This window comes from Levilactobacillus namurensis DSM 19117, assembly GCF_001434785.1.
GTDB lineage: Bacteria > Bacillota > Bacilli > Lactobacillales > Lactobacillaceae > Levilactobacillus > Levilactobacillus namurensis.
In genome coordinates this window covers 1-18,509 of the sequence record NZ_AZDT01000064.1, presented here as the reverse complement: position 1 = coordinate 18,509, position 18,509 = coordinate 1, and the positions used below count along the sequence as shown (strand labels likewise).

Genomic DNA, 18,509 nt, shown 5'->3' with positions numbered 1-18,509 from the left:
AAGCCGCCAGAATTTACCGTTCTGGCGGCTTTGTGCTGTCTGTATATATCCTAAAATTCCTAAGCCGTCAACTGTTGGTTGGCCTTAGCGACCTGGCGCCGGTATAAGCCCCAGCCCAGTAGCGCCGTTAAGACATCCGCGACAGCTTGCGACCAAATGATTCCCGTGTAGCCGAACAGAAGGCTCCCGACCACAATCGCGATGGTGAAGATGACCCCTTGCCGGGACACCGACATCAGCAACGCGTTTAACGCCTTCGCCGTGGACTGGAAGACCGTGGTGTAGACCAGGATGGCTCCCGCAAACGGCGTGGTGATCAGCAGAACCCGCAACAGCTGCGCCCCGTAATGGATAACGGCCGGGTTCTTTAAGAACAACGCCACGATCCAAGGTGCGACCAGGATCATTAACGTGGCCATGACCAACGACCAGACCACCTCGACTAGGAGGTCAAACCGGATGATTTTACGTAACCGGTCATGGTTCTCCGCACCGTAGTTATACCCAATCAGCGGCTGGGCCCCAAACGCGAACCCAACCATGATGGCGTTGACGACTTGGGAGACCTTGGTGGCAATCCCTAAGGCCGCCACCCGGTCCGCACCATACCGGGCCAAGTAGTTATTGAACAGCGCCGTCTGGTAACTGATCATCAGGTTCGTGATCGAAGCGGGAATTCCGATGACCAGGACCTGCCAGACGTCGGAATGCTTCAAGGAGACCTCGTGCCAGTTCACGTTGATCACGTGACACCGCCGCCGAACGTATTGAATCAAGATGATATCGGTCAGCGTGTACCCAATCAGGTTCGCTAAGGCCGCCCCTGCGGCCCCCATATGTAAGACTAAGATGAAGATGGGATCACAAATCACGTTCAGGACGATGCCTCCCACGGTCCCAATCATGTTTTCCTTAGCCCGTCCCTCGGTCCGCATTAGGTTCCCCGGAACGATGGAAATCGTGACCAGGGCCGCCCCAATGTTGAAGATCCGGTAGAACTGAGCCGCGTAACCGTAAGTTGCACTGGTCGCGCCTAGCGCCATTAGAATTGGCCGTTCGAAGATCAGCATCAACACGGCTAACCCAATACTACTGAAGATACCGCCGTAGAAGCACCAGCTACTGACGTGGCGGGCTAACTGATTCTTCTGCTGTCCCAGTAACCGGGAGACGTAGGCACTTCCCCCCAACCCGAAGACGTCCCCCAAGGCAATCATCAGGTTGAACAGTGGCGTACACAGCGAGACCCCCGCGACCAAGGCGGTATTTTGGGTCATCGAGACGAAGAAGGTGTCGGCCAAGTTGTAAATCATACTAGCGAGCATGCTCAGGACCACGGGCATGGCGAGTTTAAAGTAGGCCTGCCGAATCGGGGCCTGTTCGAATAAGTTTTCCAAGATAATCCCTCTAAATTTTTAGAATAAGGTTAGTATACACTTTTTACCAACCCAGATACGAGGGAAATTTGCTGCCCACCCGCCTTCAACGCCTTGAAGACGCAAAAAAGCCACCATCCGCAGATGGTGACTTTTCAGGCTATAGGCTAAAGTAAATTAGTCAACAACCGTAACGTTAGCAGCTTGTGGGCCACGATCGCCTTGTTCTACGTCAAGGGATACATGTTGGCCTTCTTCAAGCGTCTTGAAACCTTCACTGTTGATAGCAGAGAAGTGAACGAACACGTCTGAGCCGTTTTCAAGAGTAATGAAGCCGTAACCTTTATCAGCGTTGAACCATTTAACAGTACCTTGTTCCATAAGAATGAAACCTCCGTGTGCGCATAGCGCAATATAATATTTGCATTTGAAAGCTGGGGTAAAAAGGAGCCATTCTTAAAGAACGTCGAGCCTTTAAAACTTCCGAACCATAAATACATTAACAACAGGATAACAGGTATTTTCGAAAATAGCAAATGAGATGTTCCTAAATTCGATGAATTCTTCGAAAATTGCGGGCGCGTATCCCGGTCAATCCGGCGCCTTGCGCCCCTTCAACAATCTTTTCAAATCAATTTAATCCGTGGTCAACCGCGGTGCCAACCACTGATAAGCCTGAAGAACTTCTCCGGGGGTCATGTGGTGGGTCCCCCCGGTCACCGTGACCGTGGTCTGCATCCCCGTTGCCGCACACGCGTCAGCCACACGCTGGACCGTCGCCACCGAGACCAACGGGTCATGCCGCCCCGCCGAGAGCCAGACCTGCCGATGTTGCTGGTTTTGTGGCCGCGCCACCGGAACCCATAAGGGGTGAAACAGTAGCGCGGTGGCGCCTGGCAAGCATCCCGTCTGGAGCCCGTATGCCGCCATCGCAGCCCCGTTGGAGTACCCCACCGTGATCAAGTGGTCACGATTCCAGCGATGGTTGCGACAAATCGCCGTGACCTGTTCAGCCAGCCACCGCGCCTCCGTTTCCAATTGCTGCGGATCGGCTGGCGTACTCGCCGTTTGCCGAAAATATTGACGTTGTGATCCCACGCCCTGCCGGCCGGCAATCGTGATCAACGGACTCTGGGGAGCCAACCGGCGGCCGAAAGTAAGCATCTCTTGGTTGGTGCCGCCGGTTCCCTGCAACAGCAACACCGGTGGCGCCGTATTCGCACCTGGCATGGTCTCAATCAGCTCTGATTCTCCCATAGTGGGGCCCCCTTTTAGCGATGCACAATGATCTCAATCTGGCCCTTCTGTGGCGCAAAATTCAGGCCGTAACAGCGCTCGGCTAAGATCTTCGCGTATTCCTCCAAGACATCATCCGGGAGCGGCGTATGGGCGTGTAAGCGGGCAATCAGGTCATCAGCCGTCGCAATCTCCGCCAGGTTAACGAAGAGCAAGGCGTCATTGATCAGGTCGTGGACCAGGTCCGTCAACAGGCCGTTGGGCTTACCTTGCACATCCGTCACCACGATTTCGGTCCCCGCAACGGGTTGGTGATTCACCGAAACGTTCTTTAAAATCGTAAAAATATCTGTCATGGTTTACTTCCCCCTATTTCTCACGGTCTAACGTGGCCCACCGCTGCATCATTTTCTCTTGAATCTTGGGTAACGGTAATTGGTCGATCTGCGCTGCCGGGACCCACTTTCCCGGGTAAAGTGCCAGTGACGGCGTCTGCTCAAAGTGGGCACTCAACAAGGTCACCCGCCACCGTTGATGGGTGTAGGTGTGCTGGATGGGCTTCCCGGCCACCGGCGTCAAGGTCAGCGCTAAGTGGTGGTCCGTCGCCCACCGCTGTGTCAGCGTCGCCATATCAGCGGCCAACGTCGCAGACGCCGTCCCTGATTCGCGCAGCTGGTCTTGCGGGATCAGTGGATAACTCCAGTACCCAGCCAACATCTGTTGCGCCGTCCGTTGAACCAGCAAGTACCCGGCCGGTGACGTGATTACCAGGCCATAGTATGGCACAATTTTAGGCCGGGGTTTCTTGGTCTTCACGGGATAGTCCAGTACCCGACCTTCCCGGTAAGAGGCGTCAAACGCTCGGACCGGCGAATGTTCCGGGTCCGGGTTCTTGGCCGTCATATAACTCGACCCCAGGTCCATAATCGCCTGATTGAAGGCCCCAGGTCGCTGCGGGTCCACGATTGGTTGAATGATCTTCATAAAGAGTTGCCGGGTCTTGGGTTGGGCAATATCGGCGTCAATCAGTAGGAGCCGGGCAAAGACCCGAAAGGCGTTGCCATCGACCGCGGGAACCACTTCTCCAAACGCAATGCTGGCAATCGCGCAAGCCGTATAGGGTCCTACACCAACTAAGTCCTGTAATTCGGCGGCGGTACGGGGCCAAACGCCATGATAGTCGTGGACCAACTGTTGGGCGGCCCGTTGTAGGTTCCGCGCCCGTGAATAATACCCTAATCCCTGCCAGGCCTTCAAGAGGTCGGCTTGGTCCGCTTCGGCTAATGCCGTAACGGTCGGAAACGCCGCCATGAACCGCTGGTAATAGGGAATCACGGTATTGACCTGCGTCTGCTGAAGCATGATTTCACTGACCCAAACATGGTAGGGGTCCTGATCGCGGCGCCAAGGTAGGTCGCGACCGGACTGGTCATACCACGCTAAGAGGGTCTGGCGAAACGCCTGAATCGTTGTTGCTGACCACTGTTCCATGGGTGTCCCTCCGTTTATCATTTTCTCAATTTTAGCGAATTCCCTCCAGAACCACAAGTCATGACCGTGACTCAGACTTGACGCCCCCCGGCCACTCCCCTATTATCAGAAAAGACAAACAGGATTAACGGAGGGGTAAACGTGAAACGCTGGATAATTTTACTAATGGTGGTCTGCAGTTGCGGCTTGACCGGTTGTACCCGACCCCAGGCGGTCAAGACCACCAGTGACAGCAAAGGGGTCATGACTAAAAATCAAGTCTTGAACCTGGCGACCCGGCATCCCCTGACCACTTTGGACGTGGATCGCATGACTTCCTTTGGCCGGCTCAACAACGCCATCGAGGGGCTCTATCAGACCAATCGCGACGGGCAGGCCGCGCTGGCCTTAGCCAAGAAAGTCTCGATCAATGCCGCTAAAACCACCTATACCTTTACGCTCTGGAAAGATTCCTACTGGAGCGACGGGTCGGTAATCACGGCACACGACTTCGTCTACTCCTGGCGTCGGGCCCTCGACCCCCGGACTACGGCCAGTCAAGCCGACCTCTTCCGGGGAATCAAAAACGCGCACAAGATCTTAGCCGGCAGCTTACCCCCTTCCCAGTTGGGTGTTCACGCCGTCGGTAAATTTAAGCTGGTGGTCCAGCTCGACCATCCCATGGCCGAACTGCCCCAACGCTTGGCCTACCCGCTCTTCGGCCCCCAAAGCCGCCGGGTCGCCCGCAAGTATGGCGCCAAATACGCCACCAAGCCGGAATACCAAGTCTACGCAGGGCCCTTCATGGTCAGCCGAAACGGGACCGCCAACCATTGGCACATGGTCCCCAATCCCCATTACTGGGACCGCCAACACGTCTACTTAAAGCGCATCAACGTCACGGTCTACCGTGACCGCCATAAGGCCTGGCGCGCTTACCAGGCGGGCAAACTCGATGAGGTCCGCATTCTCAAGAACATCCAACGCTACGAGCACCAAGCCGACTACACGGCTCGCCCCTATTCTCAGATGGCGATCCTGACTTACCGGCGCATGGGTCCCAACTACGCTGCCGCGAGTCTCCTGAACCAGAAGAACGCCCGCTTAGCCATCTCCCACGCCGTCGACCGTAAGACACTGTCCCGAATGACTTATGGCAGTACGTCCCTTCCCGCTCAGGGCATCGTCCCCGCCGGACTCAGTCGCGGGCTACGGGGAACGGCGGACTTCGCCAACGCCCAGCCGGAACAACGGGCTCTGGCCTATCGCCCCAAGCAAGCAGCGACCGAATGGCAACGAGCCCTAGACCATAGCCACCTCAAGCGGATCACCCTGACTCTAGGCTACTCGCCCGAAACTTACCAGCAACTAATGGCCCAGAATCTACGAAAGCAATTGACAAAACACTTACCCGGCTTAACCATTAAACTCCGGCCCCGTTCCCGGTCACCGCAGCGGATCCAACCTCTGAAGAGTGACCTGGTTCTCAACAACCAACGGGCGCAATACGCGGACCCCTTGGCCATGCTATCGCTCTTCACTAGCAACAACACCACCAACACGGGGGACTGGCTCAACGCCGACTATGACCGCCTGGTAGAAACTGCCAGTTACGCGCCCACCTTCAACGCGGCTCGGTGGCGCACCCTCTTGAAGGCGGAAGGCATTCTGATGCGCGAGCAGGGCGTCACCCCCCTGATTCAACCTGCTAGCACGTACCTGGTGAACCCCCACCTCAATGGCGTTCAGTTCAACACCATTGGGACCCAATCCAACTTTAAACAGGCCTATTTTGTGAAATAGCTGGCCGATTATCCGCAACATCCCCAAATTAAAGCGACTGCCGTCACCTGTTTTTGCCAGGTAACGGCAGTCGCTTTTGTAGGTTGATTCAGTTTGTCTGGGGCAGTTACTCAACTTTCCCCGCTGTCTTTGCTCGTCTTAAAGGGTTACGCGTCCAAGTGAGTCTGAGCCAAGGCTACCACGTCATCGGTGACGAATTCACTGGTCAACCGCTGCATGGGCGTATACGCGTGCCGTTCCTTATAGTTGACCGGGTAAGCAGCGACGACGGCCACCTTAAGGTTGTTTTCCGTCAAGAAGATCTGACCCACGCCCCGGTACTTGCCCTTGCTGTGACGTCCGGTCCGCCAAGAATGCAGCTTAAAGTCACCATCCGGTTCGCGCTTGATCTGGTAATGTCCCGACGCATCTGGTGCCACGGGAACTCCCACGTACTGGTTCACTTCATACTTAGCCTTCATCGGGAGCCTCCGTGGTCAACGCCGTCACGATGGGCGTCACTGCGGCGTTGCCTAGAACCTGGAGGACCGCCTCATCCCGTAACACCGCCGTTAAGGCTTCGGCTGTGACCGGTAGCCCGACCAGCCGATCCGCTACCGCGCTCAACTGCTCAGCCGGGGCGACCGTTCCAAACAACGCCATGTTCCGGAAGGTTCCCTGGTGGATGGTAAAGTTCAGGTGGAGCCGACCCTGCGGCAGGACTACGGCCCGGTATTCCCGGTAACCCGGATTAGCCCCGTAGTTCCAAGCATCCGTCCGGTATTTGTCGTCCAAGCGCTGATCGATAATCTCCCAATCCCGGTCATTCAAGTGGTAGGTCTCAATCTGGTCCAACCGGTCTACGTTAAAGATGTGGCACAGCAGGGCTTCCTTAAACGCCTGGATATCCAGGTCGCGATACGCCGGTGCCAGGTATTGCCGGAGATTGGTAATCGGCACGCGGTTCGAGGCCACGCCTTTATGTTGCCGCTGACTGCTGGGCAATAGCGCTTGGTGGGCCGCATCTACGTTCAGATCATACATGATGGTGCCCCCGGCTGCGTACCCGTCGCCGTTCTTAAACATGGTCATGCCGGAGAACTTCCGACCAGCCACGACCAAGTTGCTCTTACCACTGATGGCTAAGTCGGCCACGCCCATGTCCTTCAGCGCCCGGAGAATCGGTGCCGCAAAGACGCTGTAATCGCCAAACTTTGACCCGTCCTGTGGGTCACCGTTGATGATGTGTTCAAAGATCAAGTTTCGCTTGTCGTGATATACGGCCCCACCGCCGGAGGTTCGCCGCACCAGCTGGACCTGATTTTCAGCAAGGTATGGAAAGTTGACCTCCGCCATCACGTTTTGGTTGATTCCCAAAATAACGGCTGGTTGATTGACGTACATCATCAGGCCGTGGCCCGGTAACTTTAAATCGTTGACCAGGTAATTATCGATCGACTGGTTGACAATGGCATCCGTCACGACCCGTCCCTGGCGATTGGTATCAATTAAGAACATGTCCAATTTCTCCCTTCGTTCCCCGGTAGGTCACTCTGGCGCCCTACCAAATTATTTTCAGTGTAGCATAAGCCTCGGTTGGCAACAATCCCAGTGAGGAATCCCACAAGCAATTGATTGTCAGCGTTTCCAAGAAAAGGGTATACTGGTTAGTAAGATAGACTGACATTTGGGAGGAATCATGATGACTGAACAACCACACACTTTTTGGCAACGCCTAGTTGCTTGGTGGCACGGCCGCCACGCCACCGCTGCCCCCGAAATTACCATTAAAGACGGCGTTTGGCTGGAACAACGGGACCAAGGCCACTACCGCTTGGGCCTCTCCAGTGACGCCTTAGAACAAATTGGGGATATTAGTTTCGCCGACCTGCCCATCATGACCGATGACCAGCTTGCCGCCGGGGACGATATTCTCGAAGTCGAAAGCGATAAGGCGGTCGAAAATTTCAAGACCCCCTTTGCGGGAACCGTGACCAAAGTCAACCAAGACCTAGTCGTCGATCCCGCCACCATCAACCACAACGCACAAGCCGCCAACTGGATTCTGGAACTCCAAGTTGCGTAAGTCGCCTTATTGACCAAAAATAATGTCGATAAAATAATTTCCATTTTCGGCAAAATGAACTATCATGAGAATTGAAGCCGGTGGTACCCATGCCAATCAACTGAGCTACACTGACCAATTTTTAATTGGAGGTAATGGTTATGGCTGTTGTAGAAAAGACCGCTTTGTTAGATGAAAAGATGGAAGAAGTATTCGATTGGTCTAAGGATGCAATTCCTGTTCGTGACGCCCTTTGGGATCACTTCATGGAATCTAATGGTCACAACACCGATGAAACTGAAGCTTCTATGCAGAAGATCGATGCGAAGTCTGACGATGAAGTTAAGGCTTACGTTGAAGAAAATCTGAAGAAGTAACCGGCTCAACCAAAAATAATGCCGCCCTAACCGACGGCATTATTTTTTTTTGCCATTTTTGACGCTGCCGACCGTTCTAAAAAGGACCGCTCACCCCACATTCACGGGCTAAGCGGTCCTTTTCAAATTCAACAACTGATTAAACGGGTTCACTGTAACTGTTCAGGTAGCGGTGTCCCGTGACGGGATCGACCGTGGTTCGCGTCAGGCTCAGATTGGTCGGTTCGGGCAACGCTAAGGTCGCCGGCGCAGCCAACATTAATAACGCCGCATTCTTGATGGTCAACCCATGGCTAACCACCAACACATGCTCGTGCGGGTGGTCCACCACCAGTTCTGCGATGACCTGCCCCAGACGCCGCTGTACTTGCAAATAGCTTTCGCCGCCGATCCGGGACAGGACCGGGGGGCGGACTTCTCGGGTCAGCGGATCAAAGGCCGTGGGAAACTGGGCCAACAAAGTCGCCGTCTCTTGCCCCGTCCAGGTCCCGTAGGCCGATTCCATCAACCGCGGGTCGGTGGTCACGGGACCCGCGTAGTCGGCCGCCAACCACGTCGCGGTCTGCTGAGCACGGTGCAACGGGCTGACCAGGACCCGGTCGTAGGGGGTGAGGTCCAGCTGTTGGTGCCGCCGTTGGGCCTGACGTTCCCCCGTTGGCGTCAACCAAGTCACGGCCGTATCGAGCTGACCTTGGATCACGCCCAGCGTGTTCGCATAGGTCTGCCCGTGGCGGATCCAATCAATGGTGGTCACAGCCACCGCCTCCCTTACTCAACCTTTTGGTTCGGACTAACTTCCCGTTCGAACGGCGGTTCTAACTGGCGTCGTCCCCGTTGTAACAGGTAAATGGCCACAATCACCAGGACCGACCCAATCACTTCCGCTAGGGTTATTTTAAGGCTCAAGAAGAGAATCGACAAGACGAACGTAATCACGGGTTGCGTCGCATCCACGATACTGATCACGTCGGAAGGCGCAAAGTGACTACTGTAGAGCAATAGGCCGAACGGGAGAATCGTCCCCACCAGGATGACCGTACTCATCGAGCCTACCAAGGTCCCCGTAATTGGGGGCATGTTGACCCAGACCGGGTGCACCAGGTTGAAGCCGATGCTGGCCAAGAAGGTTCCCCAACCTAGCACCGTGACCGGCGCATGCCCGTGGTCCCGAATCAGGTTCCGGGGCAGTACCACGTAACCTGCGGCGGTAATCCCGGAACCGATTCCCCAAAGCAGGGAGCTCAGCGGAATCGCCAACTGCGCGAGGTTCCCCCGCGTGATTGCCAGAAAGACCCCGAGTAACGCCACGATGAAGGCAATCATGTCGCTCCGGAGGGGATGCTCGTGCTTAAACAGCAAGCTCCCCAGCACAATGAATAAGGGGCTCAAATATTGAAGAATCGTAGCCGCGGCGGCATTCCCCGTCTGGACGGCGAGGTAGAAGGTCAACAGGTTGGCCCCCAAGCCAATAAAGGCGTAGGCGAGCAACCACCCGATCTCTGCCCAGCTTCGAAAGACGGCAAACGTCTTCTTACCATACAGGATTAAGCTAATCACCAATAACACCACGCCCGCGCCTAACGTTCGCGTGGACAAAAACCAACTGGCCGGAATATTTTGGCCTTGAGAAATGAACTGTAAAACGGTCCCGGAAATCCCAAACATCGCCGACGCCACGGTCGCCCAGAAGATTCCCTTCATCACATTTTCAGTTGCTGCACCAGAAGTTTTCAACGCACCAAATCCTCACTTTCAACTTTCCCTTCAGCCCGTTTGCCACCGTCCTCAGGCGGCGTCGGTGTTTCGCCGACTATGGTGTGCCGAAGTCTCATAATTTTTCAATTTTAGCGAATCATCATTAAAATTTGGCGGCAAATTTCTCTTTTTTGCGTCAAACCACTCACTTTTTTTATTTTGCCGGTTAAGGCGTTAAGCCTGTTAAGTGCTCGCCCAACGGAAAAACGTCGTTATCCCGACCATTTTGGTCAAGGTAACGACGCTTCGTTGTTTCGCTTTTAAGCTGTATGGTCGACTCGCCGGGCCCATAAGTCACCCAGTAATTGGATGGCAAAGACCAGTACCAGGATAATCAGCATAGCCAGGAAAGTGACGTCACTTTCAAAGCGACTGTATCCCACGTTGATGGCCAAGTTCCCCAGGCCACCACCCCCGATGGCCCCGGCCATCGCGGTCAAATCAATCAGACTGATCAACGTAAGAACGGACGACCGGATGATATCGGCCAGTCCTTCGCGCAAGTACACCCGAAAAATAATCGCAATCGGACCAGACCCCACCGCTTCAGCGGCTTCAATGATCCCGTGGTCGACTTCCGTCAACGCATTTTGAATCTGCCGGGCGTAGAACGGTGCGGACCCGATCACCAGCGGTACGATAGCCGCCGTGGTTCCAATCGCCGTCCCTACAATGATCCGCGTCACTGGGGCAATCACCGCCAGTAAGATGACGAACGGAATCGACCGGAACAGGTTGACCACCTTATCCAAGATGTTATACACGACCCGGTTCTCCAGGATACCGCCGGGTTGGGTCACAATCAACCCAATCCCAATGGCCATCCCAATCACACCGGCAACGATTGCCGTAATCAACGTCATATAAATGGTTTCCCAAGTCGCCTGTAAGAAGTCACTCTTCATCGTGACCGCGTTTGGAAAATACTTCGCAAAAATACTCAACTAGGCCACCTCCGGATCTTTAGGCTTCAAGAACGTCAACTGGATACCCGCATCGCGGCAGTACTGCCAAGCCTGCTCCAATTGGTCGGGTTCGCCGGCCATCACGACCACCAAGTTCCCCAAAGGCGTATCTTGCAAAATCTCCACGTTCCCGTAAAGAATGTTGGAGACCACCTGATACCGCTTGAACAGCTCCGTGATCAGCGGTGCATCGGTGCTGGCACCCACATACTTGAGTTGTACCAGTTGGTGATGATCGTCTAAGCCCAAGCCCTTGGCCTGCTTGTAAATCTTTTCCAACGCTTGATCGATCTGGGTTGCCGTATTGATGAAGTCGCGTGTCAGTGGCTTTTGCGGATTACTAAAGATGGAGACCAAGTCGCCCCGTTCGATAATCGCACCGTCTTCCATCACGGCGACCTTATTACAGATCTCCTTGACGGCGTCCATTTCGTGCGTGATCAACACCACGGTCAGGCCCAATTCTTTGTTCAATCGCTTCAAAAGTTCCAGAATCGCCGAAGTGGTCTTGGGGTCCAAAGCACTCGTGGCTTCATCACTGATCAGAATCTCAGGGTCGTTGGCCAGGGCTCGCGCAATGGCGACCCGTTGCTTCTGACCACCCGACAATTGCGCCGGATAATCCTGGGCCTTCTCGCTCAGTCCGACCAGATCCAAGAGCCGAGCGACCTTGTCATGCCGCTCCTTGCGCGATAATCCGGATCCCTTTAGAGGGTAATCCACGTTGTCCGCAATGGTCCGCGCATTCATCAGGTTGAAGTGTTGGAAGATCATCCCAATCTTCTTCCGGGCTGCGCGTAACTCGCTGGACCGCAGTGCTAAGATATTCTGCCCGTTGACCGTAACCGTGCCAGCGGTAGGCCGCTGCAGCCGGTTGATTACCCGGACCAGGGTACTCTTCCCCGCGCCTGAGTAACCCACGACACCGTAAATGTCGCCGCGCGCTACCTCTAATGAGACGTCCTGAACGGCCTTGACCGTCTGCCCCTTATTATGGAAGGTCACGTCGATATGGTTTAACTGAATAATAGGTTCTTTCGTCACAGTCTTCGTTCTCCTATCTCCCCGCTGCCGTCAACGAGGGCTTACTTTAATTTCAAATTCCAAGCTGGAATGGACAGGCCATCGTAAGCTTTCTCAATGTTCTTCTTCGTGGCTTCCGTCTGGTAAGCCTTGATGATCTTCTTGAACGTGGCGTTGTTCTTATCCGACTTGTTCGCCGCAATGATGTTGATGTACGGCTTGGAGGCCTTGTTGACCTTTTCGCGGGCCAGCGCCGTCTTAGCATTTAGTTTAGCACTCGCCGCAAACTCGTTGTTGATCACGGCCGCCGTTGCGTCAGACAACGAACGAGGTGTCTGGGCCGCATCCATTGGCGTAATCTTCAAGTTCAACTTGTTCTGCGTGATGTTCTTAGGCGTTGGTAAGGCCACCTTGTCGTTGACCTTGATCAAGCCTGCCGATTCCAAGAGGTGCAAAGCCCGACCTTCGTTGGTCGCGTCGTTAGGAATGGTGATCTGGTCACCCTTCTTAATGTCGGACACATTCTTGATCTTCTTAGAATACAACCGCAGTGGCGCCAAGTACGTGTTGGCTAAGGCCACGATGTGGGTCTTGTGGGCCTTGTTCCAAGTGTTCATAAAGTACCGGTGTTGGAACGAGTTTAAGTCAACTTCGTGATTAGACAATGCCGCGTTAGGTTGATTGTAATCCGTAAAGGTGACCAGCTTAATGTTGATGCCCTGCTTCGCCAGCTTGGTCTTGATTGGGTTCCAGATTTTTTCATCAGTCCCCATGATACCGACCTTCACCGTCTTGGAGCTGCTAGCTGACTTGCCACAACCGGAGACAATTAAAAGTGGCAGTAATAATAGAAATAACCAAGCAAATCGTTTAAATTTTTTCATGATTCAAAATCCCCCTCATTACTATTCTTATGATTTTCAGCAATTGATCTGTGACCAAAAGAAAAAGTCCGCTCCTAACTTAATAGAAACGAACTTTGTCGTGGTACCATTCTAATTCAAATCGGCGTAAACCGACCCCTCATTAACACTCGTGGCCTGAAGCCAGAAGTGCGTGCACGATAATGAGTGCCGGTCATCATTGCCTAATCCGCAGACTCGGTAATGCCAATTCATTTCAGGCCATCTTCGCCTTAATCACCGCTACCCACTTTCAGCATTTCGTGGGCTCTCTAGAAGCGTGACGTCCGGTTACTCTCCTGATCACATTGTTTTCAATCGCTTAATTTACAAGTAAGTCTAATGCAATGTTAATGCACTGTCAAGCATAAGTCACAATAAATTTATTTATATAAAACCCGTCAAATCGGCGTTCGTGCCGACCTTCACTAAAGACCGTTCCCCCGCTAATCGCAAGTTTCCGGCATCACTCATCAATTTCTTAGTCCGTTTGATCAAGAATTTCATCGCGCAAGATTCCCGCGGCCTTTAGAAACATATGCGTGACCACCGGGCCCACAAACTTGCACTCGCGTCGTTTTAGGTCTCGGGCGACCGCGGAGCCAATCGTCGACTGGTTCACGATCTCATCACGGGTCACCACCGGCAATAGAAGCGGTGTGCCGTGAACGAAGGACCAGAGATAGGTCGCAAAGCTGCCAAACTCCGCTTGAATCTGCTGAATCGCCCGGGCATTTTGAATCGTCGCTCGAATCTTGCGAACGTTCCCAATCATCTGGGCGTCCCCCGCAATACGGTCGACATCCGCTTCAAGGTCCAGCTGGGCGACCCGCGGAATCGCCATTCCGACGAAGACCCGCCGGAAGACCGGCAGCTTACTAGCGGCTGCCTGCCAACTCAGCCCGACTTGGAAGACCCCCACCGTCATGAGTTCAAATAAGATATGGTCATCGTGCGTGGGCGTCCCGAAGTAGGCGTGGTATTCTTGCACGCCATCGGTCTGCCAGTCACGCCCATCATCCGCTGCAATCGTCATCTGATTGCCCCCTTTCACGGTCTAAGTGTACCATGTTGGCCGTTAGTTTAAAGAGGCGTACTTGTAACTCCATTGCGTCCCTGCGGTGTTGTGAATAACGCCCTTAACGTTCGGCCGTTGCAGGTAGGCGTAGTCAGCCTGGTACAGCGGCGTGAAGCTTTGCGTCTTGTTGATTAACTTGGCCGCTTGAACCATGTCCTGCCACCGTTGCTCTGGGTTGGCCGCATCTTGGTTCTGCGCACGGTCAATTAACCGGTCGTAGGTCTTGTTGGACCACTTACCGTAGTTCAACGAATTCGAACTGAGGGGAATCTGCATGAAGGAGATTGGATCGTTGAAGTCGGCCCCCCAATGGGAAAGGTAGATATCAAAATCACCGTTTTGCGACCGCTGTTGCGCCACCTGTGCCGGTACGTTTTGAATCTTCAGCTTAAAGCCCGGTAACGTCTTTTCCAGTTGTCCCTTCAGATACTGGGTCACGGTACTTGCGGCCGGGTCATCATTGCCGGCCATGATGTCTAGTGTCACGGTCTTGGTTCCCAGCTGCTTTTGCGCTGCGGCCCACTTTTGCTTGGCCAGCTTAGAGTTATAGGTCGTAGTATTCTTCACGGCCTGCTGACTCGCAAAGTCTTCTCCCGTCTTGGGATCCTTGGCCAAGCCGCTGGTGACGAACCCCGTTGGTGTCACGGAACCATCCCCCAAGACTTTCTTAGTCAACTGGGCGCGGTCCAGCGACAGGGAGATGGCTTGCCGCAGGTTCTGGTTGCTGAGTTCCCGCCGCTTTTGCGCATCGGCATTTTGGAAATTGTACTTCAAGTGAATCATGATGGAATACGGGTACTCTTTAAACGCCGCGTTATTCTTATAATTTTTCACCTGCTCGTTCGAAAGTTGGGCGAAGTCGAGTTTCTTACTCTGGTAGAGCCCCAAGCCTGTCTGTGGGTTGGAGACCACTTGGTAGTTGATCCGGTGCAACTTGACGACTTTATGGTCCCAATACTGGTTGTTCTTGACGAACGACCAGGTGTTGCCCGTCCCGGACCAACCCGAGATCTTAAACGGTCCGCTGTAGACCATGTACTGGGACTTGGTCGCATACTTCTTACCGTAGCGGTCCACGACCTTCTGGTTCTGCGGTGCGAACAGGGGGTAAGCCATCAGAATCTTGAAGTAGGCCATCGGCTTAGTCAACTGGATGACCACCGTCTGCCGGTCCTTTGCGTGAATCCCTAAAGTTGACGGTCGCGCCTTACCCGCGATGATCTGGTTAGCGCCCTTGATTCCGGAAAATAAGTACGTGTAGGTCGACTTGGTCGCTGGCGTCAACGTCCGCCGCCAGGAATAAACAAAGTCTTGTGCGGTAATCTTGTCACCGTTACTCCACTTCGCGTTGTCCCGAATATGGAACGTCCAGGTCTTCTGGTCTTGAGAGACCTTGGCGGAATCCGCTAATCCGGGAGCCACCTTGCCCCCCTTTCCCAGCCGGTAAAAGCTTTCGAAGACGTTCCCCGTCTGGCCGTATCCCGTGGCTTTGGCTAAATCAATCGTGTCTAGAGCGGCAGTGGCCGGCAGGTTTAAGTCCTGCTTGGGCTTTGCCGTTGAGCTGGACTGACCGCAAGCAGCGAGGCCTAACCCTAACACCATCACTGCTGCCACCAATCCAATACCGGTCCATTTTCTCATAACGATTTCTCCTCTTTTAATCAAAATTGTGTACTGCTCATCCTGCCCGAATTCCCCTAACCGGCGCCGACTGGACGGGTCGTCGCCATGATTGAACAGCACCTAACCGGGTGTCCGTCCCGCTCAAGTGCCCTCTTTGATTAGGAAAAATAGCCCCGCTAGACGACAAAAAGCGGGTATTCCCTCACGCTCAATACGTGAAAGAATACCCGCCAACTGATTAAATCGTCTAGTTATGTAGACCTAGCTTGGCTGGGAAATCACGGATGAACGCAACGCAAAAAGGCACACGTTACATTCGCAACATGCGGCAACCATAACTTGAACTGATTGACTTGCGTTGGTCATCATCGTCATTTCCCTCCTTCGGTCATTAATTTCATTACAAACGGTACTTTTTTAAAGTAACCCAATTACGGCTATTTGTCAAAAACAATGTTTTGCGTGTCAAAATAATTCCGATAAAGCGGTGACATCTCAGAATTGAAAACGGTATACTAGTAGTAAGTTGACTTAGTAGAAAGGATTTGAACGTATGGACATCGAAAAGACACTGGCCGCTCTGACATTGCCGGAAAAGGCCGCTTTAGTTTCAGGTAAACATAATTGGTACACTGCTACAATTGATCGTCTGGGTCTCCCCACGTTAATGATGACGGATGGGCCTTCCGGACTCCGGAAGCAAGACCAGAGTGCGGGCGCTAACGACTTAAACAACTCCGTTAAAGCCATTACCTACCCCGCGGCCGCTCTGAGTGCCAGCACCTGGAATCAACCGTTGATGCACCAATTGGGTGAACACTTGGGTGCTGAAGCTCGCGCCGAACAGGTCAGCCTTTTGTTAGGCCCCGGAGTGAACCTGAAGCGCTCACCACTGGGCGGTCGAAACTTCGAGTACCTCTCTGAAGACCCGTTAGTGGCCGGTAAGTTAGGGAGTGCCTACGTTCAGGGGGTCCAATCCCAACACGTGGGGGTCTCCGTCAAGCACTTTGCGGCCAATAACCGTGAAAATCAACGGTTTACGGCGTCTAGCGATATGTCCCAACGGACCCTCCGTGAGCTCTACTTACGGACGTTCGAGACCATCGTCAAGACGGCGCACCCAGCCACCCTGATGACGTCTTATAACCGAATCAACGGTGTCTTGAACTCACAGAATCGGCGGCTCTTACGGAGCATCCTGCGTGATGAATGGGGCTTCCACGGAACGGTCATGTCCGACTGGGGCGCCGTCGCTGACCATGCCGCAGCGCTTCGTGCCGGTCTGGACCTTGAGATGCCCGGTAAAGGCCAGGCTTCGGTGGACGAGATCATTCAGGCGGTTGAAAACGGTGAGTTGGATGAAGGCACTCTGGACAAGGCCGTCCGCCACATGTTGCACCTCTTACGCGACTGGCCGGCAGCTCAGGAACCTGGGACTTACGACCACCACGCCCACCACGAATTCGCGCGGAAACTGGCCGATGATGGAATTATTCTCTTGAAGAACGACCACCACGAATTGCCACTGACCCCTAAGACGGCGGGCAAGGTCGTCATCATTGGTGAATTAGCGGAAAAGCCACGCTACCAAGGCGCGGGGAGTTCACACGTCAACCCTAGCGAGCTGGTAACGCCACTGGAAGCCTTAACAGCTAGTGGGCTGACTGCGGATTACTATCCGGGATACCACTTGAACGAAGACGAAACCTCAGATGACCTGGTTCAACAAGCCTTAACAGCAGCTAAGGACGCCGACCACGTGATCGTATTCGCCGGTTATCCGGCTAGTGCCGAATCCGAAGGGTTTGACAAGAACTCGCTGATGTTACCCGAAAATCAGACTGACTTAATTGGCAGCCTGGCCAAGGTTAACCCGCACACCACCATCGTCTTGCAAAATGGTTCTGCGGTCGAAATGCCTTGGATCAACACCGTACCGGCCGTTGTTGAAACTTACCTGGCCGGCGAAGCGGTGGGTGAAGCCACTTGGGACGTCTTAACGGGGAAAGTTAACCCTTCCGGTCACCTGACCGAAACCTTCCCAATCCGTCTGACCGACACCCCAATGGCGCCGACCTTTGGTCAGGACCCCCACCACGAAGACTACGCTGAAGGGATCTTCATGGGGTACCGGTACTACGACACCCACGAGATGCACGTTCTCTTCCCATTCGGACACGGCTTAAGTTACACCACATTCGAATACACCGACTTAAACGTCACCAGCGACGCTAAGGGAGCTCAAGTCACGTTCAACGTTACCAACACTGGCGACGTTGCGGGCCAAGCCGTTCCACAACTCTACGTGGCCAACCACGCGTCCCACGTCCCAATGCCGACCAAGGAACTGCGGGCCTTCACTAAGGTTGCCGTGGCTCCCGGTGAAACCAAGCCGGTCACTTTGTCCTTGAACCGGCGCGACTTCAGCTGGTGGTGCGAAAAGGATCACCGTTGGCGGGCTGACAGCGGTGACTACGAAGTCATGCTCGGCGAGTCCTCACGCGATATGCGCTTGCAGACCAAGCTGACTATGGACTTCCAGAACCGTCCAAGTCAGGTCTCACCAGAAACTTACCTGACCACTATCGTTAAGGACCCCGAATTACTCGCGGTCTTCAAGCAAACGGTGATCAAGCCGTTAGCCAATGGCGACCAAAGCGGGAACCCCTTCGTGGCAACCGACGAAAACGGGGAAGTCGCTGCGCTCCAAAACCGGATGTTCTTGAACATGCCGTTACGAGCCGTAGTTGCGTTAGGAACCCCTCAAAGTCTCATTCACGACTTTATCCAAACTGCTAATCAAAACGGGAGATTGCAAGAATTATCCGAACACTTATTAGAACCTCATCTGTTCCCA

General features: G+C 54.0%; 18 protein-coding genes. 4 read left to right on the top strand and 14 right to left on the bottom strand.

The window, feature by feature from the left end:
• Nucleotides 1-59: 59 nt before the first annotated feature.
• The 5 genes from FD30_RS10090 to mutY form a co-directional block, all read right to left on the bottom strand.
• Nucleotides 60-1,397, bottom strand: a complete 1,338-nt coding sequence (locus tag FD30_RS10090; protein WP_056944920.1) for an MATE family efflux transporter — start codon at nucleotides 1,395-1,397, stop codon at nucleotides 60-62.
• Nucleotides 1,398-1,553: 156 nt separating this feature from the next.
• A complete protein-coding gene (locus FD30_RS10085) occupies nucleotides 1,554-1,757 on the bottom strand; it encodes a cold-shock protein (RefSeq protein WP_024746588.1) in 204 nt (67 codons plus the stop codon).
• Between the two features lie 255 nt (nucleotides 1,758-2,012).
• A complete protein-coding gene (locus FD30_RS10080) occupies nucleotides 2,013-2,633 on the bottom strand; it encodes an alpha/beta hydrolase (RefSeq protein WP_056944919.1) in 621 nt (206 codons plus the stop codon).
• Between the two features lie 14 nt (nucleotides 2,634-2,647).
• Nucleotides 2,648-2,968, bottom strand: a complete 321-nt coding sequence (locus FD30_RS10075) for a hypothetical protein (RefSeq protein WP_056944918.1) — start codon at nucleotides 2,966-2,968, stop codon at nucleotides 2,648-2,650.
• A 13-nt stretch (nucleotides 2,969-2,981) separates the two neighbouring features.
• Entirely contained in the window at nucleotides 2,982-4,103 is a 1,122-nt protein-coding gene (gene mutY / locus FD30_RS10070) for an A/G-specific adenine glycosylase (protein ID WP_056944917.1), read from the bottom strand.
• 141 nt (nucleotides 4,104-4,244) lie between these two features.
• On the opposite strand from mutY, the gene FD30_RS10065 reads away from it, so the two are divergent.
• Nucleotides 4,245-5,885 (top strand): peptide ABC transporter substrate-binding protein, encoded by a 1,641-nt coding sequence (locus tag FD30_RS10065; protein WP_225426457.1) that lies wholly within the window; start codon nucleotides 4,245-4,247, stop codon nucleotides 5,883-5,885.
• A gap of 146 nt (nucleotides 5,886-6,031) precedes the next feature.
• Here the strand turns inward: FD30_RS10065 and FD30_RS10060 are convergent, their stop codons facing one another.
• A complete protein-coding gene (locus tag FD30_RS10060; RefSeq protein ID WP_056944916.1) occupies nucleotides 6,032-6,346 on the bottom strand; it encodes a DUF7671 family protein in 315 nt (104 codons plus the stop codon).
• Entirely contained in the window at nucleotides 6,336-7,382 is a 1,047-nt protein-coding gene (locus tag FD30_RS10055; RefSeq protein ID WP_056944915.1) for a lipoate--protein ligase, read from the bottom strand. The genes FD30_RS10060 and FD30_RS10055 overlap by 11 nt, the downstream gene beginning before the upstream one ends.
• Nucleotides 7,383-7,566: 184 nt before the next feature.
• Here FD30_RS10055 and FD30_RS10050 point away from each other — a divergent pair, with 184 nt between their 5' ends.
• Together FD30_RS10050 and FD30_RS10045 are read left to right on the top strand one after the other, a co-directional pair.
• On the top strand, nucleotides 7,567-7,950 hold the full coding sequence (locus FD30_RS10050; RefSeq protein WP_056944914.1) for a glycine cleavage system H family protein: 384 nt from the start codon (nucleotides 7,567-7,569) through the stop codon (nucleotides 7,948-7,950).
• 140 nt (nucleotides 7,951-8,090) lie between these two features.
• On the top strand, nucleotides 8,091-8,306 hold the full coding sequence (locus FD30_RS10045) for a P8 family protein (protein WP_024746581.1): 216 nt from the start codon (nucleotides 8,091-8,093) through the stop codon (nucleotides 8,304-8,306).
• 139 nt (nucleotides 8,307-8,445) lie between these two features.
• Here FD30_RS10045 and FD30_RS10040 read toward each other — a convergent pair whose 3' ends face one another.
• The 7 genes from FD30_RS10040 to FD30_RS10010 form a co-directional block, all read right to left on the bottom strand.
• On the bottom strand, nucleotides 8,446-9,060 hold the full coding sequence (locus FD30_RS10040; protein WP_056944913.1) for a histidine phosphatase family protein: 615 nt from the start codon (nucleotides 9,058-9,060) through the stop codon (nucleotides 8,446-8,448).
• A gap of 14 nt (nucleotides 9,061-9,074) precedes the next feature.
• Nucleotides 9,075-10,007, bottom strand: a complete 933-nt coding sequence (locus FD30_RS10035; RefSeq protein WP_056944959.1) for a DMT family transporter — start codon at nucleotides 10,005-10,007, stop codon at nucleotides 9,075-9,077.
• A 314-nt stretch (nucleotides 10,008-10,321) separates the two neighbouring features.
• Nucleotides 10,322-11,005 (bottom strand): methionine ABC transporter permease, encoded by a 684-nt coding sequence (locus FD30_RS10030; RefSeq protein WP_024746578.1) that lies wholly within the window; start codon nucleotides 11,003-11,005, stop codon nucleotides 10,322-10,324.
• Nucleotides 11,006-12,055: a methionine ABC transporter ATP-binding protein gene (locus tag FD30_RS10025; RefSeq protein ID WP_056944958.1), complete on the bottom strand. Its 1,050-nt coding sequence runs from the start codon at nucleotides 12,053-12,055 to the stop codon at nucleotides 11,006-11,008. It lies immediately after the preceding gene.
• A 56-nt stretch (nucleotides 12,056-12,111) separates the two neighbouring features.
• Nucleotides 12,112-12,933, bottom strand: coding sequence for a MetQ/NlpA family ABC transporter substrate-binding protein (locus FD30_RS10020; RefSeq protein WP_056944912.1), 822 nt, complete (start codon nucleotides 12,931-12,933; stop codon nucleotides 12,112-12,114).
• A 499-nt stretch (nucleotides 12,934-13,432) separates the two neighbouring features.
• Entirely contained in the window at nucleotides 13,433-13,987 is a 555-nt protein-coding gene (locus FD30_RS10015; RefSeq protein WP_056944911.1) for a DNA-3-methyladenine glycosylase I, read from the bottom strand.
• Between the two features lie 42 nt (nucleotides 13,988-14,029).
• Nucleotides 14,030-15,670 carry a peptide ABC transporter substrate-binding protein gene (locus FD30_RS10010; RefSeq protein WP_056944910.1) on the bottom strand — a complete coding sequence of 547 codons (1,641 nt, stop codon included), beginning with the start codon at nucleotides 15,668-15,670 and terminating at the stop codon, nucleotides 14,030-14,032.
• A gap of 535 nt (nucleotides 15,671-16,205) precedes the next feature.
• Between FD30_RS10010 and FD30_RS10005 the strand changes: the two genes are divergently transcribed.
• A partial coding sequence (locus tag FD30_RS10005; protein WP_156652562.1) for a glycoside hydrolase family 3 C-terminal domain-containing protein occupies nucleotides 16,206-18,509 on the top strand: 2,304 nt, incomplete at its 3' end.

Coding starts and splice junctions, on each gene's coding strand:
- FD30_RS10055 (WP_056944915.1), bottom strand. CDS start 7,382: ATGTTCTTAATTGATACCAATCGCCAGGGACGGGTCGTGACGGATGCC.
- FD30_RS10035 (WP_056944959.1), bottom strand. CDS start 10,007: ATGAAGGGAATCTTCTGGGCGACCGTGGCGTCGGCGATGTTTGGGATT.
- FD30_RS10060 (WP_056944916.1), bottom strand. CDS start 6,346: ATGAAGGCTAAGTATGAAGTGAACCAGTACGTGGGAGTTCCCGTGGCA.
- FD30_RS10050 (WP_056944914.1), top strand. CDS start 7,567: ATGACTGAACAACCACACACTTTTTGGCAACGCCTAGTTGCTTGGTGG.
- FD30_RS10045 (WP_024746581.1), top strand. CDS start 8,091: ATGGCTGTTGTAGAAAAGACCGCTTTGTTAGATGAAAAGATGGAAGAA.
- FD30_RS10075 (WP_056944918.1), bottom strand. CDS start 2,968: ATGACAGATATTTTTACGATTTTAAAGAACGTTTCGGTGAATCACCAA.
- mutY (WP_056944917.1), bottom strand. CDS start 4,103: ATGGAACAGTGGTCAGCAACAACGATTCAGGCGTTTCGCCAGACCCTC.
- FD30_RS10085 (WP_024746588.1), bottom strand. CDS start 1,757: ATGGAACAAGGTACTGTTAAATGGTTCAACGCTGATAAAGGTTACGGC.
- FD30_RS10015 (WP_056944911.1), bottom strand. CDS start 13,987: ATGACGATTGCAGCGGATGATGGGCGTGACTGGCAGACCGATGGCGTG.
- FD30_RS10010 (WP_056944910.1), bottom strand. CDS start 15,670: ATGAGAAAATGGACCGGTATTGGATTGGTGGCAGCAGTGATGGTGTTA.
- FD30_RS10080 (WP_056944919.1), bottom strand. CDS start 2,633: ATGGGAGAATCAGAGCTGATTGAGACCATGCCAGGTGCGAATACGGCG.
- FD30_RS10020 (WP_056944912.1), bottom strand. CDS start 12,933: ATGAAAAAATTTAAACGATTTGCTTGGTTATTTCTATTATTACTGCCA.